Annotated in this window: 14 protein-coding genes; 5 read left to right on the forward strand and 9 right to left on the reverse strand. The window is 38.9% G+C overall.

Translation table 11 applies throughout. The annotated features are described in order from the left end of the window. Positions 1 to 814: 814 nt before the first annotated feature. From WC614_09930 to WC614_09945, 4 genes are all read left to right on the forward strand, one after another. Positions 815 to 1363: a hypothetical protein gene (locus WC614_09930; protein ID MFA5033326.1), complete on the forward strand. Its 549-nt coding sequence runs from the start codon at positions 815 to 817 to the stop codon at positions 1361 to 1363. A gap of 42 nt (positions 1364 to 1405) precedes the next feature. Continuing rightward, complete coding sequence (locus WC614_09935; GenBank protein ID MFA5033327.1) at positions 1406 to 1912, forward strand: hypothetical protein; 507 nt, start codon at positions 1406 to 1408, stop codon at positions 1910 to 1912. A 78-nt stretch (positions 1913 to 1990) separates the two neighbouring features. Continuing rightward, positions 1991 to 2755, forward strand: a complete 765-nt coding sequence (locus WC614_09940; protein MFA5033328.1) for a hypothetical protein — start codon at positions 1991 to 1993, stop codon at positions 2753 to 2755. A 78-nt stretch (positions 2756 to 2833) separates the two neighbouring features. Beyond that, complete coding sequence (locus tag WC614_09945) at positions 2834 to 3346, forward strand: hypothetical protein (GenBank protein MFA5033329.1); 513 nt, start codon at positions 2834 to 2836, stop codon at positions 3344 to 3346. 243 nt (positions 3347 to 3589) lie between these two features. On the opposite strand, the gene WC614_09950 is transcribed toward WC614_09945, so the two are convergent. The 9 genes from WC614_09950 to WC614_09990 form a co-directional block, all read right to left on the reverse strand. After that, a complete protein-coding gene (locus WC614_09950) occupies positions 3590 to 4840 on the reverse strand; it encodes a YCF48-related protein (protein MFA5033330.1) in 1251 nt (416 codons plus the stop codon). Positions 4841 to 4852: 12 nt separating this feature from the next. Then, positions 4853 to 6916, reverse strand: a complete 2064-nt coding sequence (locus WC614_09955) for a two-component regulator propeller domain-containing protein (protein ID MFA5033331.1) — start codon at positions 6914 to 6916, stop codon at positions 4853 to 4855. Between the two features lie 274 nt (positions 6917 to 7190). Beyond that, complete coding sequence (locus tag WC614_09960) at positions 7191 to 7538, reverse strand: hypothetical protein (GenBank protein MFA5033332.1); 348 nt, start codon at positions 7536 to 7538, stop codon at positions 7191 to 7193. Positions 7539 to 7705: 167 nt separating this feature from the next. Continuing rightward, positions 7706 to 9175: a PQQ-binding-like beta-propeller repeat protein gene (locus WC614_09965; protein ID MFA5033333.1), complete on the reverse strand. Its 1470-nt coding sequence runs from the start codon at positions 9173 to 9175 to the stop codon at positions 7706 to 7708. A gap of 127 nt (positions 9176 to 9302) precedes the next feature. Then, the gene (locus tag WC614_09970) at positions 9303 to 10604 is read right to left on the reverse strand and encodes a T9SS type A sorting domain-containing protein (GenBank protein ID MFA5033334.1); all 1302 of its coding nucleotides are present in this window, start codon (positions 10602 to 10604) and stop codon (positions 9303 to 9305) included. Between the two features lie 55 nt (positions 10605 to 10659). Further along, positions 10660 to 11529, reverse strand: coding sequence for a FlgD immunoglobulin-like domain containing protein (locus WC614_09975; protein MFA5033335.1), 870 nt, complete (start codon positions 11527 to 11529; stop codon positions 10660 to 10662). A 36-nt stretch (positions 11530 to 11565) separates the two neighbouring features. Beyond that, positions 11566 to 12138, reverse strand: coding sequence for a hypothetical protein (locus WC614_09980; protein ID MFA5033336.1), 573 nt, complete (start codon positions 12136 to 12138; stop codon positions 11566 to 11568). Positions 12139 to 12400: 262 nt separating this feature from the next. Continuing rightward, entirely contained in the window at positions 12401 to 13882 is a 1482-nt protein-coding gene (locus WC614_09985) for a PQQ-binding-like beta-propeller repeat protein (protein ID MFA5033337.1), read from the reverse strand. 249 nt (positions 13883 to 14131) lie between these two features. Then, on the reverse strand, positions 14132 to 15655 hold the full coding sequence (locus WC614_09990; GenBank protein ID MFA5033338.1) for a PQQ-binding-like beta-propeller repeat protein: 1524 nt from the start codon (positions 15653 to 15655) through the stop codon (positions 14132 to 14134). An 89-nt stretch (positions 15656 to 15744) separates the two neighbouring features. On the opposite strand from WC614_09990, the gene WC614_09995 reads away from it, so the two are divergent. Next, entirely contained in the window at positions 15745 to 15960 is a 216-nt protein-coding gene (locus WC614_09995) for a hypothetical protein (protein MFA5033339.1), read from the forward strand. Positions 15961 to 15967 lie beyond the last annotated feature (7 nt).

A 15967-nucleotide genomic window follows, 5' to 3' on the forward strand; every position in this document is an offset into this window, starting at 1 on the left:
CATTCTGGCAACAAGGTCTGATTTATTCATTTGTGAATCACCTCCTTTATTAACTGTCTCGAGCTTTAACACATCTAAAACCTTTGTCAAGCATTATTTTTAATTTTTTTTATTTTTATTTTCCAGAAGATATCGGAATTTACAGGTAAAAGTATCTGTAAGTTATTGATATGTAAGGAGATAAGTGATAAAAAAGGCAAATATGCCAGATACGTTGAAGAGAAAGGGGTGAAGTAAAATAGCGGATAGGGCAATAATAACATTTCTTATATTTAAGGGATAGGAATGAGAAAAAGAAAATAAAACTCGATAATCAGTTTTGTCGGAAAAGAATGTAAGTTGAAATTATTGGGTAAACAGTTAGTGGGGTGGCGTTTAGTGTAACCAGAGTAACGATTTCTTGTTTTATCGCTATGGGGCGAGTTAATGTGTTTCTTGGTAAGGGGAAACAATTAAGAAATAGAAAGGTTTTGGCAAAACTTTTATCTTGACAAACTTTGATTTCGGAGTTTCAATGCACAATAATAATTTTGTGTTTACATATAAAAAGCGAGTAAAGTTGTGTGAAGGACTTTGGAGTGTCTCACTACACATTCCTGTTAAATTCTATTGTTACAAGGTATGGATAAAGGCAACAGGTATTTGAAGTATCATAAAAAAGAGATAGATTTTGTTCTCCATTTCAGAAGGAGAAGTGAGACTGCAGATATTACTGCGGAGGTGATAACAGACAAGCAGGCAAGGGGTTGTAATTAGAATATTAACAGTATAAAGTAATTCCGCCGATGGCGGGAAATTTTTAAGGAGGAAGAAGATGAAAAACGGAACAAAGCTTTTGGGAGTCATACTCGCAGGGGCAATCATTTTGGGCTGCGAAGGTCCGAAGATAAAGCAGGCGTTAGATGCTTTCACACCACAGGTAAGCGAATTAGAAGGTAAAGTTTCAGGCGTCCAGGGAATAATGGGACAGGCAGCTGAACTTATGAACAAAGTAGCAACAATGACACAACCGGCAGCAAAGCCAGAAAAAGGTAAAAAAGCAGTAAAGGCACCGAAAATAGAAGCAGCACAGATAGATTCTTTAATTCTTCAATCAGAAGGTCTTAAGGGAAGTTTAGTAGCATTTGTAGAATTAGAAGGACAGGTAACAATGATTAAGGATTCATTAGCGGTTCTTGATAAAAAAGCATCAGGTGAAAACAAAAAGGTTATAACCGAAATGAACGGCAAATTAGATGCAGTTGCAGCAAGTTTGGGTGAAATAAGAAATGGTATTGCTTCCCTCGACGGTTTAAAAGCAAAATTAGAAAGCATGAAAGCACCGGCAAAGCCAGAAAAACCAGCGAAAAAAGGAAAAAAGTAAAGATCAAATAGTAAAATATAGAGAAAGGAAGGAGAAATTACAATGAAAAATAGTATAAAGCTTTTGGCAGTAGTAGTAACGGGCGTATTAATTATGGGTTGTGAAGGTCCGAAAGTAAAGCAGGCAATAGATGCTTTAAAACCACAGGTTGATGAATTACAGAACCAGGTTGCGGCTATGCAAACACCTCTCGGGCAGTTAACTGAAATTGGAAAAAAAGTAGAAGGTAAAGTAGAAAAGACACAGATAGATTCTCTTATCCTTCAGATAGACGGTTTAAAAGGGAATTTAGTTTCATTATTGGCAATTGAAGAACAGGTTACGGTAATGAAAGATTCTTTAGCAGTGCTTGATAAAAAAGCGTCTAAAGAAGTCAAGACAGAGATAACCGAATTGAACGGCAAATTAGATGCAGTCGTAGCAAGTTTAGGTGAAGTCAAAATGGCTTGCGGAGTTGCAGATGGCTTGAAGGGGAAATTAGAAACAATGAAAGCCCCTGTGAAAGTAGAAAAGAAAGCCAGCAAACCAATAAAAGCAAAAGTTAAATAAATAGAACACAATATTGAGTGCATAAGTAGTATGAAAATATTTCTTGTGCACTCAAATATTAACGTGGAGGAACTAATTATGAAAAAAATGCTAGGAATGCTTCTGTGCATAGGATTGGTTGTCGGGCTTTCCGGTTGCGGCAAAAACAATCCGGGTGACCCTACCAGTGTTGCTGCACCAACAGCGCTTACTCTTGCGGTGGCTGGCGCGGATTCTCTTTCTCTTAAATTAACGTGGACCGCTTCTACTGATACTGCGACCGGATATATTGTTTACTTAAATGATGAGGTGCTTGATACGGTAACGGCTTGTGAATATACTCATCAACCAACAGAATTAGGAGACTATGAAGTAAAGGCATATATTGGTGGGACAATAAGCGATGCGGCAGAGAAATCATCGGCCATTGAAACAGCTACAAATGAAGGGCCTGTATACATAGTCCCTTCGCCTTTAGGTCCAAGTGGATATGGTTGGGCTTCTGATGGAACGGGAGCAGAATATTCTCTCGGGGCAGACGGCAGTAGACAGAACACAGACAAAGTAGACTTTGTTCTTGATGTTGACAGCACATTAACATCTCCAAGTACCTTTGACACTGAATTTGCTCATTCAACAGGGATTGCTTACGATATATCATACTCATACGATAATCTTGCACAAGCTCCAATAACCGGATATGCAACTTATGAAGGTTTGGTTGACGGCGCAACTTATGTGTTATGGCTTCAGAACAAATATTACGCAAAGATGCAGATAACTACCGGAACAGAATCAGGGACATTAAAAATCACTTTTAAGTATGGCTTCCAGAAGATAGCCGGGTTCAGGTTACTTAAGTAAAAAATCGAATATTTATAATATGGGGGCGGGATTTTCCTGCCCCTTTATTTTAATTAATTTATGGGGAAAGGAGGTAAAATGAAAAACATATTAAAGGGAAGCGGTATTTTAATCATATTAGGAGTATTTGTATTAGGATGTCAAGGACCAAAAATAAAAAAGGCATTAGACGGAATGGTGCCACAAATACAAGACATAATGGGACGAATTGCCAACGCCAAAAGCGTGTTTGGAGTAATTGATGCCGCAAGTGAGCAGATGACTGACAAAATAAGCAGAAGAGAAATAGACAGCCTTGACATAGAGCTTAATAAAATCCGCGGATTTGTTCCTGGAATAGTGTCGTTGGAAAGCAAATTAATAGATATAAAAGATTCTCTTGAAATCCTTGCGGCCCTTGATAAAAAAGCAAAAGATCCAAATCTCACGACTATAAGAGCTTGTAACCAAGCGCTCTCAACTGCTCTTTTAGAAATAGGGGAATTCAAGAAAGCTGCCGTTATGATAGATACTTTGTCTGCAAGGTTAAACGCAATGAAAAAAGACGCAGAGAATCCTAAAGCAAAGGGAAAAACGAAAGGGAAGAAGTAGCCGCCCTAAGTCGCAAAGAAAAAAATAGAATACGGAAATAGCAGTTCAACCGGATAAATTATTAATAATTGGGTGGTAATTAGGGTTATTTGGAAATTAATTAAACAGAAAGGTTTCTTCTTTGCCTTCAACCCCAAAAACCTGTCTGCAGGCAAGTTGAAAGATAAAAAGCTTTGGATGTCACGAATAGCCAACTATTTTGACTACAAAGATGGGTGTCATTCTGCAAACAAATACCCAAAATTATTTCATCAGGATGAGTTTTGTAGTTTTCTTGTATTTACCTGCATTTAAGGTTAGAAAATAAATGCCTGTTTTTAGTTCGTTTGCGGAGAGGGTTGTGGAATAAGAGCCGGCGGGTTTGAGTTCGTTGATTAATGTTTTTACACAACTTCCTGATATATCGTAAAGATTAAGGGAGACATATCGAGGTTGGGAAACCTCTCCCACAGAATAAGTGATAACTGTTGAGCGAGAGAATGGATTTTGGGAGAGAGACAGATTATAATCTGTCTCTACGGGGGTGCCTGCAAAGGGTTCTTCTATGCCGATGTAGGGTTTATACTTCAGGATATTTCCGCCACTTAGCGCCCAGGCATAAGTTGTATCTATGGCACATATTTTAGATACAGTGTACGAACCTTCAGATGTCCATATCTGTCCGCCGTCACGGGTTCTTAAAATGATTCCGTTTCCGCCTACCCAACCGTTCAGGGAGTCAACAAATTTTACGCAAGTTAAGTTATTGGTTACTCCACTTATCAGGGTGTCCCATATACTATCAACTCCCCCGTTGTTGGTGTATAATATTTTCCCGGTATCTCCGACTGCCCAGCCGTGAAGGGTGTCTATGAAGTCTATGTCATTTACGTATAAAGTATATAAAAGGGATAAACTATCAGTAGTTTTAAACAACTTAGACTGGCAAAGAACCCATCCGTGAGTACCGTCTATAAAACATATTGGCATTGAGGCTGGCGGCCACTGGCATATACGTGTCCCGTTCATATAAGTATCATACCCGTTTATGTCACACTCCCAATATCCCCATAATAACATACCTCCTATCGTTTCAATAGTTAAAACGCCTCCACTCTCATAATGTGAGATTATCTCATGTTTTGTAATAGTGTAGTTGTTAAATCCGTTTGTTGTAGATAATAATACCCAACCATAACCGGCCCAGGGCGAACTAGTGTTATAGCTTCTCCAAGATCCGCCTACCCATCCTTTAGAAGAATTAGCAAAACAGGTGCAGCCAAAAAAATAGTTAGAGTCTGCCGTAATAGCTGTTGTTTTTTCGTTCCATATCTTCCCGCCGTCGTTAGTAAATAGTATTTTACTAAGCGTGTTGATTTCCGTTGCCCAGCCGTGAAGCGAATCGGGGAAACTAATGTCCCTAACCTTACCGCTGGAATATTGCGTTACCCAACTGTTACCTGCAAATGAGTTTAATGGGGAAATGCAGATTATTAAAAGTAATAATTTTTTCATAGGTTCTCCTAATTATTTTATCAAGATTAATTTTTTTATTTCTTTATAATTGCCTATTGCAAAACTTACAAAGTAAATACCGTTATTGTGAATATTAGGAGTAAATATATAATTACCTTTAGCTAAAGTACCTGCATGCATAATCTCTTTCACCCTCCCGCATAAATCATATAATTTTATATCTGCGTTTATAGTGTTTGAAACAAAAAGATAAATTTTATTTTTTATTATTTTAAAATCTGCATTTCCGCCTGAGGTGAATCTTCGACCTAAATCCGAATTTGATGGTTCTTCTATTCCTGTCTTAGTATATACTGCAATCCCGTTATAAGTGCCAATCCAGATATTACTTCCTTCTATTGCAAGCGCAGAGATACCGTTAGAAGGCAAACCAGAATTTGAGGTGTCATACACAGTCCAGCTCGTGCCGTCAAACTTTGCAAGGCCATTATTAGTTCCGATCCATTTGTTACTTCCTTCTATTGCAATCGCAGAGACACCGTTAGAAGGCAAACCTGAACTTGAGGTGTTATAAACAGTCCAGTTCGCCCCGTCAAACTTTGCAAGACCACCATTAGTGCCAACCCATTTAGTACTTCCTTGTATTGCAATAGCATTGACTCTATTGGCAGGCAAGCCTGAATTTGAGGTGTTATAAACAGTCCGGCCAATGCCGTCACACTTCACAAGCCCCTCAAAAGTGCCAACCCATACATTACTTCCTTCTACTGCAAGAGCATAAACATGGTCTTGATGAAACACAGTCCATGTGCCGTTAAACCTCGCAAAACCACCATCACGAGTACCAATCCATTTATTACTCCCTTGTATTGCCAGAGCAGTGACCCAGCTGTCAGTCAACCCGGAATTTGAGCTATTAAATACAATCCAGTTTGTGCCGTCAAACTTAACAAGACCATTACCGGTTCCAATCCATTTATTGCTCCCTTCTATCGCAAGAGCACAGATATCGTTAGTAGGTAAACACACATTGGAGGAGTCATAAACAGTCCAATTCGTGTTATCAAACTTTGCAATGCCACCATCAGTGCCAATCCAGATATTACTTCCATCGTATGCAAGAGCGCGGACATCGTTATTAGGCAACCCGGAGTTTGAGGGATTGAACACAGTCCAGTTAGTACTGTCAAACTTAACAAGACCACTATCTTGAGTGCCAATCCATTTATTATTTCCTTCTATTACAAGGACGCTGATTTTTTTATCAGGCAAATCGGAATTTGAAGGATTATACACAGTCCAGTTCGTGCCGTCAAACCTCACCAGTCCATAATAATGAGTGCCAACCCAGATATTACTACCTTCTGTTGCAAGAGCGCTGAGAGCGTTATCGGGCAGACCTGAATTTGAGGTGTTATACACAGTCCAGTTTGTGCCGTCAAACTTTACAAGACCACCACTGATAATCCAGATATTACTTCCTTCTATTGCAAGAACCCCGGCATAATTAGAAGGCAAACCGGAATTTGAGGTATTATATACAGTCCAGTTAGTATCGTCAAACTTCGCAAGACCACCACCAGAAGCCCCAATCCATTTATTACTGTCTCCTATTGCAATAGCAGTGATATGGTTAGAAAGCAAACCTGAATTTGAGGTGTCATACACAGTCCAGTTTGTGCCGTCAAACTTTGCTAAGCCATTCCATGTACCAATCCAGATATTACTTCCTTCTATTCCAAGAGCATAGACACGGTCATCAGGCAAACCGGAATTTGAGGTGTTATACACAGTCCAGTTCGTGCCGTCAAACTTTGCAAGACCACCATAATAGTAAGTACTAATGCCAACCCAGATATCACTCCCCTGTATTGCAAGTGTCTGGACATAGTTAGAGGGTAAGCCTGAATTTAAGGTGTTATAAAATGTCATTTCCCCTGTAGTTTTGTTCATTTTTACGAGTCCCCCACCATCAGTGCCAATCCATAATTCATTACCGCTATCAGCAATAGCTGTAATATATTGCCCGTTGATATAATTTGTCCATCCTGCATGTTGCGCATTAACAATTGTTGCAACAAAAACAAAAAATATTATTACTTTTAATTTTATCATTTTCTCTCCTAAATCTTATAACAATGACTATCTTTACAATTAATGTTCTGAAAAACGATATTTGTCAATATTTTTATCCTAATATAATAACACGAAGAGAAAAACAGATAATTTAATAGAGATTTTCTGCCTGCGGTAGACGGGAAAGAGATTAAAACAAAGAAAGGAGAGTGTCAAAGACTCGCCCCCTATTTTTTATTTAAAGTTATAATTGAAAGAGAGTTCCATTCCGTATGCTTTTTTACTTTCAATGCCCAGTCCGAGATTAATTGTTTTAGAGGTAAGCCTTTCCTTCATTTATTTTATTTGCGACAATAACAGCATCAGCTATGCTTAAAATACCGGTAGCGGAACTAATAGCTATGCCTGTCCAGAATGGTCCCGGGTCAACTGTAGGACCGTTCAGCTCTATTTGATAAGCGCTTAACGTTATCATTGAACCTAAAAGAGTTCCACCAAAGAACATACATCCCTTCATAATTTCTCCATTATAAACTTGTCCGAGTCCAGCGATAAGACAAGACATACATCCTGCTATTAGAGGGTCTTTTTCTTTGGCGTAACTATTCGCGCTAATGCTTAAAACCGCCAAAAGAGATATAAGTGATGCCAACTTACGCATACTGCCTCCCCGGGATATTAAATCTCCATTATTTTATATTGCTATTTTTAATATAAATTGTCTTGCCTTATTAGTCAAGTTTTTCAAAAACCTGCCGATAAAACCTGAACATAAAATAAAAAGGGGCGTCCCTGTACAAACAGGGGCGCCCCTTTTTAAATTATTTATTATTTTAGTACTGTCATTTTACGCGTGACTGTGTAAGTGTCTGTTTTTAGCATAAAGAGGTATGTTCCTGCAGTTATCTTATTGCCATGTTGGTCTATGCCGTCCCATTTGATTAAGTGCTGCCCGGATGCGTAGCTCCCGTCCATTAGTTTTATAACCAATTTTCCGGTTATATCATATATATCGAGTTTGACATAGGACTTTTCCGGAAGGATAAAAGATATTTTTGTTTCTTTCCTGAAAGGATTCGGCCAGCTTCTTTCCGAACGGACCCTTATGTCAAATTTTTCCTCTATTGCCCGGGGAGGAAGTTTGCACTTAATTTTGTGTAAGTAGTGAGAATATTCATTATACCAGATGCTTGTATCTTTATCTATTGCGGGAGAAGTTATGTCCCAGTCGTGTGTTAGAGAACATTTTAATACGGAGGAGTCCACCCAGTCTTCTACCATATATATTTTATTCGCATCATCTCCGATATAGACCATACTATTTGACATAGCTACTGCCGGAGAAGATATTCCCGGCATACCGGATAATTTTCTTCTCCATTTGAATACGCCGTCAGTAGTCAAGGCATATAAATAGGTGTCATTAGAGCCGACATAAACCATATTTAGCGCATAATTAACGGCAGGAGAAGACATAACGTTACCTCCTGTCGAGTAACTCCATTTTAAGCTACCGTCAGAGTTTATGGCGTAAAGTTTGTTATCTTGCGAACCTACATAAATGACATCGTTGTGAATAGCCGGGGAAGACCACACATCGAGTCCTGTTGCGTAACTCCATTTCAAGCTACCGTCAGGATTAATTGCATAAAGTTTACCGCTTCTTGCACCGACATATATGGTATTATCGCTGCCGATAGCCGGGGAAGATGTTTGTTCGGTGCCGGTATAGGAAGTGAAGTATTTCCATCTTAATGAGTTATCCGAGTTAATTGCGTATAGGTATCCCGAATCGCACATCACATAAATAACAGCTCCATCGGGAGTAACGACCGGAGAAGAACGAACCGGGGTGTAGACTCTGAATTTCCATTTCATTACACCGCTAGTATCGACCGCCCAGAGGGAAGAGTCGCCCGAGTTACCGACATAAACTACTTCATTATTGTATATGGCTCCGGACGAGTGAGGAAAAACAAATGGAGGATTAGAGTTGTTCATAAGCAATTTCCATTTAACGGTGCAATCCTCATTTACACACCAAAAATACCATTTTCCCGTAGGCCCCTGCCCGTGTTCGGCACCCTGTATATATGCGTGACCGAAGTCATCTATAACGGGAGAACCGTAATTCCACTCAATTTGTGTGTTACATGTCGTAGTACAGCAATCCGGACCGTAACGGTTAACCGAGCCTATTCTTTGGTTATTGTTGTGAAAACTTGGCCATACATCTGCGAAGACTGGCTGCCACATTAAAAAGACAGAAGCAGAAATTAAGAAAAATGCATTTTTCATTTTACCCCCTTTTTTCACAAAGAAATTTATTACTAACAGGGATTTCAAGAGAAAGCAAGAGATTTTTTTATTTTCTCTCATAAATTCTCTTTTTCTGCCTGTAGTAAGAAGATATCCCATAATTTTTTTATTTCATTAAAATTAATTTTTTTGTTAATTTTGTTTCGTTTGCATTCAATTGCAGAAAATATAATCCGTTTGGTAAGTTGTTAGGTTGCCAGAATAATTGGTGTTTGCCGGCATTTTGTTTTTCATTTGATAAAACGTCAACTACTTTACCCGAGACATTAAATACTTTTAAGTTAACGGAAGAAGTTGAGGGCAAGGTATAAGAAATGGAAAAGTTTTTAGTTGAAAGATTAGGAGTAACGGTTAAGAAAGTATTATTTAAGGCAGTTGCTTGTTCTTCCACTGCGCCACGCACATATGCGCATTTGAGGTCTTTGTTTGTAAAATCATAGTATATTGCAAAAAATAATTCCGTCTCTGCTACACTCGAAGAATATCCACCCACGTCTCCGGCGGTATCAACCAGCCAGCTGCTTACTCCCAAACTTAAAAAATTCCCGTTGGTTTTATCATAGTATGTTAAGAAACCCTTGCCATTACAAAACATTCCTACATCTCCCGTACTATCTATTATTCCAATACTCCAGGAGATGTTATTATAGTGCGCAGACTTCAAATCTCCACTAGTCTCATCGTAATAATAAATATAAACATCGGAATAAAAATAAGAAACGGAGCTGTATTTTCCTACATCTCCCATCGTGTCGACTTTTTCAATTTGCCAGTTTGTTCCGTTGTATTTTGCAAGTTTCAAGTCTCCGTTAGTGCTGTCATAATAACTGATATAAATCGTATCCGAATGTCCTGCAATAGAATTATATCTCCCCACGTCTCCGGCAGTATCTACTTTTTGAACAGTCCATACGGAATCCTTTAAACAAGCTAATTTTAGGTCTCCGTTGGTTTCATCGTAGTAACTAATATAAGGGACATCATGAGTTTTGTCTATATAAAGCGAAGTAAATAATCCGACATTACCGACACTGTCTATGGCATATGTTTGAAAAAAACCGTCCTTCCAGCATTCTGTCCTTGCGATTTTCAAATTTCCGTTTGTCTCATCATAATAACTAATGAACAAAGTGTCTCCACACCCGCCTATAGAAGTAAACTTTCCTACGTTTCCTGCGCTATCTTCACTGTCAAAGGATTGAGATGTTTTATCCAACAAATCAAGTCTGCACTTGAGATTTCCGTTAGTTTCATCGTAATAACTTGCAGCAACTCCTCCCATCCAAAAGCACAAAGAGGTATATTTTCCGACATCGCCAACGCTATCTATCGTACCAATTGTCCACCCCGCATAGCTTAATTTTGTGAACATAACTAAACCTGCAACAACCAACGAGAAATTTCTCATAATACCCCTACCAAATTTAATATTAAATATCAAAAATCAAATATACAACAATTACTTATTTTATAAGCGTTATCTTTTTAGTTTCGTTGTGTCCGCCAACTGTCAATCTCACAAAATATATTCCTGATTTTAATTTGTTTGCGTTGTTGCCTTTCCCATCCCAGTATATAGTATAGTTACCCGATCCTTGTTTGCCGTTTACAAGTTGTTTCACCAAAGAGCCTGTTATATCATAAATACCTATTTGGATATCTTTTGTTTTCCCGTTAGTTATTGAATAATGAATAGTTGTGCCGGAGGCGAAAGGAGTAGGCGAATTATTCAGAGTAACAATTGTCCGGGGGACGCTATTTTCTTCTGCGCTTATGCTCAAAAGAGGCATTTTAGCCGCCTGATAAATTTCATCGGATGAGTCCTGGACAAAAACGACTATATAAGAATTATGATATACCCAGGTCGGATCCATTGTAAAACTTCTTGTTTCATCAATAAAACTATTACCGGGTATTGAGATAGGCATACCGCTTATCGGCATCATATTTCTTACTACGTGGAATAAACTATCCTCTCCCTGCCATGCATATGGGATATCAGTTTCAACAATTACGCAATGAGCTAACGCATTTATTGTATTATCGGTAGTATTGGCAATACGAGCTGTTACACTTCCGGTTCTTGCTGACGGGTCATAAGAACCTGTAAGTCCAATTGTTAATAACGCCGGAATTGTTTTGCGGAAATCAAAATCATTGCGATAAATTTGATACCAGCTCATACCTCTTCTTCTAATGCTTCCATCGCACCATGTCGTAGGATATACTCCCGGCAAATAATGCATAATCCTTTGGGTTGATGGTGAATTTACAAAAGGTGTATTTCCATTATATCCAAGAATAATTATTGAATCTCCTGCTTCTTCTTCCAATTGATGCAGCGCACCCGCTGTATAAGGGCAGTTCCCTCACCCGACACTTGTTAGTTCTTCCAGTAATACTGTTCTTTGTACCGGTGAAGCCCCACCCGTGTCGTATTTCACAACAGCGCCAAGAAAATAGTCATTTCGTGTATAGAACCAACCTGTCCCAAAATTGTATTGGGAAGGTAAGCTTTTCATAGTATCAAAACGGGTCGTAGGAAAAAGTGTATCCATCTCATAATTTCCCACCCAGAACGGAACTTTTATATATATCGGCGAAGGCAATGTATATACATTCCACGAAATACCCGTTGAGTCCGTTTCCGCAGTAGTACGAACTTCTAATAATTTTGTCCCGGGGTACCCGTTTATATCATTCCATATAAAAAGGCTGCACTGCTTGGAGGCTGCGCCCGGAGCAATCACGCCGTGCATAATTGCAAACACAGAACAGGCGCGCTCAGGGTAAAACTTTACCGCTTCATATTTTATTCTATTTGCGCTATCCCAATAAAGAAAGGGAGGTTCAAGTTGTGGGGTCAGAGTATCATTAATATTCTGGGCATTCAAGGGAACAAAATATAGCCCTAAAAGCCCTAAAAACAAGATGTTACGCATTTTTCCTCCTTCAAACATTAAAACAAAAACCGTTTATTTATTCTATAAACTGTCCGGCAGAACTGGACAGGAAACAGACAGTTAGATATATCTTATTTAATGTAGGTACAAATACCCAGCACAGCTGGATAACCAGTCTCTAATACTTCCGACAAAGAGACTGTAACATAGCTGAAAAGGGCTTGCTATTATTTCCTATGTCACAAACTCTAAGTAAACAAAAAGGGGCGACTCGTTGAGTCGCCCCTTTTTGAATTATTTATTATTCTATTACCGTAATTTTGCGTGTAATCGAGTAGGAGTTTGTTTTTAATCTGCAAAGATATATTCCGGTTTTTATTCTATTGCCGTGATTATCTTTAGCATCCCATTTTATTGAATGCTGGCCTTCAGTGTAATTGCCGGATAAAGATTTAACCAATTTCCCTGTTATATCGTATATATCGAGGTTGACAAAAGATTTTTCAGGAAGGGTAAGGGATATTCTTGTTTCCGTAGAGAAAGGATTCGGCGAGCTTTTGCCGGAATTTATTTTGAAATCGAGTTTGCCTTCTTCTATTGATGTAGGTGTTTTATAGCAATGAATTCTGTGTAATCTTCGGGAATACTCATTAAACCAGATACTCGTATCTGCCGCTATGGCAGGAGAAGTAATCTGCCAGGAGTAAGTATTTTTGCATATTAGATGTCCGGAGTCTGCATAATTTGCTATGATATAAATTGAATTATTGCCGGTTCCTATATAAATCAAATTGTTTGGAGAAGCAACTGCAGGAGAAGAAAAGCCCGGATTGCCGTCGAGAGTGAATGACCATTTTAGAGCGCCCGTTGCTATATCTACGGCGTTAAGTTTATTATTGTTTGAACCGATATAAAGTATTCCTCTCCCCTCATCTAAAGCCGGTGAGGAGTTGGCAGTGCCACCCAAGGCGAGACTCCATTTCACAGTTCCGCCCGGGTTTATTGCATAAAGTCTGCCGGCATAGTTGCCCACATATATAGTGGTATCTGCGCCAACAGCGGGAGTGCCGCGCACTTCATCGCTCGTCGTATAACTCCATCTTATTGCACCAGTGCTTGCTGTAAAAGCGTAAAGTCTGTTATTTGAGCAACCTACGAATATAGTGCCTTCATCGGGAGAAAGTGTTGGAGAAGAGAATTTGGCGCCGGTTGCGGTTGTTAACGTTCTCCATTTCATTGTGCTGTCCGAGTTTATTGCATAAAGATAACCGTCATCGGACATAGTGTATATCACCGAACCATCCGAGGAAACAGCAGGAGATGCACGTACTCTACCACCAGTTATATATTTCCATCTATATGCGCCGGAAGAATCAATGCAAGTAAGAGCATTGTTTGCCGGATTGCCGACATAAACAACAGTATCGCCAGATATGGCGCAGGAAGAGTGCATTTGTAATCCACCTGTGGGGTTAGTAGCGTTTAACTGGTATGTCCATTTAACTGAACAATCGCGAGCGCCTACGCACCATAAGTTCCAAGGGCCGCTAGCATTAACTCCGCCCTGCATATATACTTTTTCATTTGCTCCATCTATAACAGGCGAAGCGTAACTATATTCAATATCTATTTCGCAAGAAGTATCGCAGCAGTCCGGTCCGAAATTTGGACTAAAGCCTGTTCGTCGAATATCCGTATTATGGTAACTTGGCCATACGGATGCAGAGATTGACTGTCCGATGAAAAGGACAACAAAAGAAACTAACATAAACATTTTTTTCATTTTTCCTCCTTACAAAATAATAACTTTTTTAACTAATAGACAATACACTTCCAACCTTTATAATATTATAGTGATTCAAATATATGCTCTTGTCAAGTCAAAAAAGATAAAAAATGCAATTTTTAGGAAAAAAGAAAAGAATTTGCCACAAAACCACGAAAGCACGAAATATAGAAGGGCACGAAAAACGGATAACAAAAAGAAACAAAAAGGGGCGACTCGGTTGAGTCGCCCCTACCAAATTGTTTATTATTTTATTACGGTGATTTTGCGTGTAACCGAGTAGGAGTTAGTTTTCAATCTGCAAAGGTATATTCCGGTTTTTATTTTATTACTGCGATTATCTTTAGCGTCCCAGATTATTGAGTGCTGACCTGAAGCATAATTGCCGGACAACGTTTTAACCAATTTCCCCGTTATATCGTATATGTCGAGGTTGACAAAGGATTTTTCAGGAAGGGCAAAAGATATTCTTGTTTTGGTAGAGAAAGGATTCGGCCAGTTTTTTCCGGAATTTATTTTAAAATCAAGTTTGTTTTCTTCTATGGAAGATGGCGCTGCCCAGCATTTAATTTTATGCAGATAGGAATACCCGTTAAACCAAATACTTGTATCTGCGCCTATAACGGGGGAAGTAATTGGCCAATCATAAGTTTTTTGACATACCATCACTCCTGAATCCACCCAATTTGCTATGATATTAATTGTATTAGAAGCATCCCCTATATAAATCAAATTATTCGGGGAAGCAATTGCAGGAGAGGAATATCTGGAACCTCCGGCAAGAGCCATTCTCCACTTTATCGTGCCGTCAGACATATTAAGTGCATTAAGGCGATTATTTGTAGTTGAATCCGAACCGATATAAATCATTCCTCTTCCCACGTCTAAAGCCGGCGAGGAATTGGCATTTCCGCCTAATACACGACTCCATTTCAAGATTCCATCCTGTTTTACCGCATAAAGTCTGCCGGTGTAGGAAGTTACATATATAATGGTATCCGTTATTAAAGTTGCGGTATCCGTATATATTCCGATAGCAGGAGAGGTGCGTACTTCATCGCCCGTTACATAACTCCATTTTATGGAACCACTATCTGCTTTTATAGCGTAAAGTTTGTTATTATAAGAGCCTACATATACGGTACTATCGTCCGGAGAGAGCGTTGGAGAAGAATATTTGGAAGAGCTTGCGGTTGTTAAAGTTTTCCATTTCAGCGTGCTGTCCGAATTTATTGCATAAAGATATCCGTCATCAGACATAGTATATATTACCGAACCATCCGAAGAAACGGCAGGAGACGGACGTATTCTATCACCGGTTTTGTATTTCCACTTATATGCGCCGGACGAGTCAATACAATAAAAAGTGCTGTCTGCAGGACTGCCGACATAAATAAGGCTGTCTCCATATATAGCGCAGGAAGAGTGTATTATTAATCCATTTGTAGGCATTGAATCGCTTAAAAGGTATGTCCATTTAATCGAGCAATTGTTAGCATCTATACACCAAAGATTCCAGGGGCCTGAGGGTCCGACTGCGCCCTGCATATATACTTTTTGGTTTGCTCCATCTATGACAGGAGAAGCGAGACTAAACTGGATATCTATGTCACAAGCTGTAGAACAGCAGTCCGGGCCATAATTTGTACTTAGCCCTGTTCGTTGTTGGGTGTTATGATAACCGGGCCAAACATCTGCGAAAATTGTTTGACCGACAAAAAGTGCCGAAAATATTACTGTTAAAGTAGAACGTCCGATATTTTTTTTCATCTTGTCTCCTTGATTTACAAATACGAATTTTTTAATTTTCAATGATAATTAACCAACTTAATCTTTTATAATGTCTCAAATATGCGGAATTGTCAAGAGATTTAAATAAGAGGGGACTGCCTACAGAAAGAATTTTAGAGGCAGGTACTCCACCTGAGGCAGAGAGGTGTTCCGCAGATAACAAGAAAATCATAGCGAAAAAAATAAGGACTGAGAAACAAACTATAGCCATATTTATCTATGGAATACAGATAATAAAAAACAAATTTAAAATCTGTTATTTTTTCATTGACAATACTTCTTAAAATATTT

The sequence above is a fragment of the bacterium genome (assembly GCA_041649255.1).
In the GTDB taxonomy this organism is placed as follows: Bacteria; Hydrothermota; UBA3073; order JACQXS01; family JAQTXJ01; genus JAQTXJ01.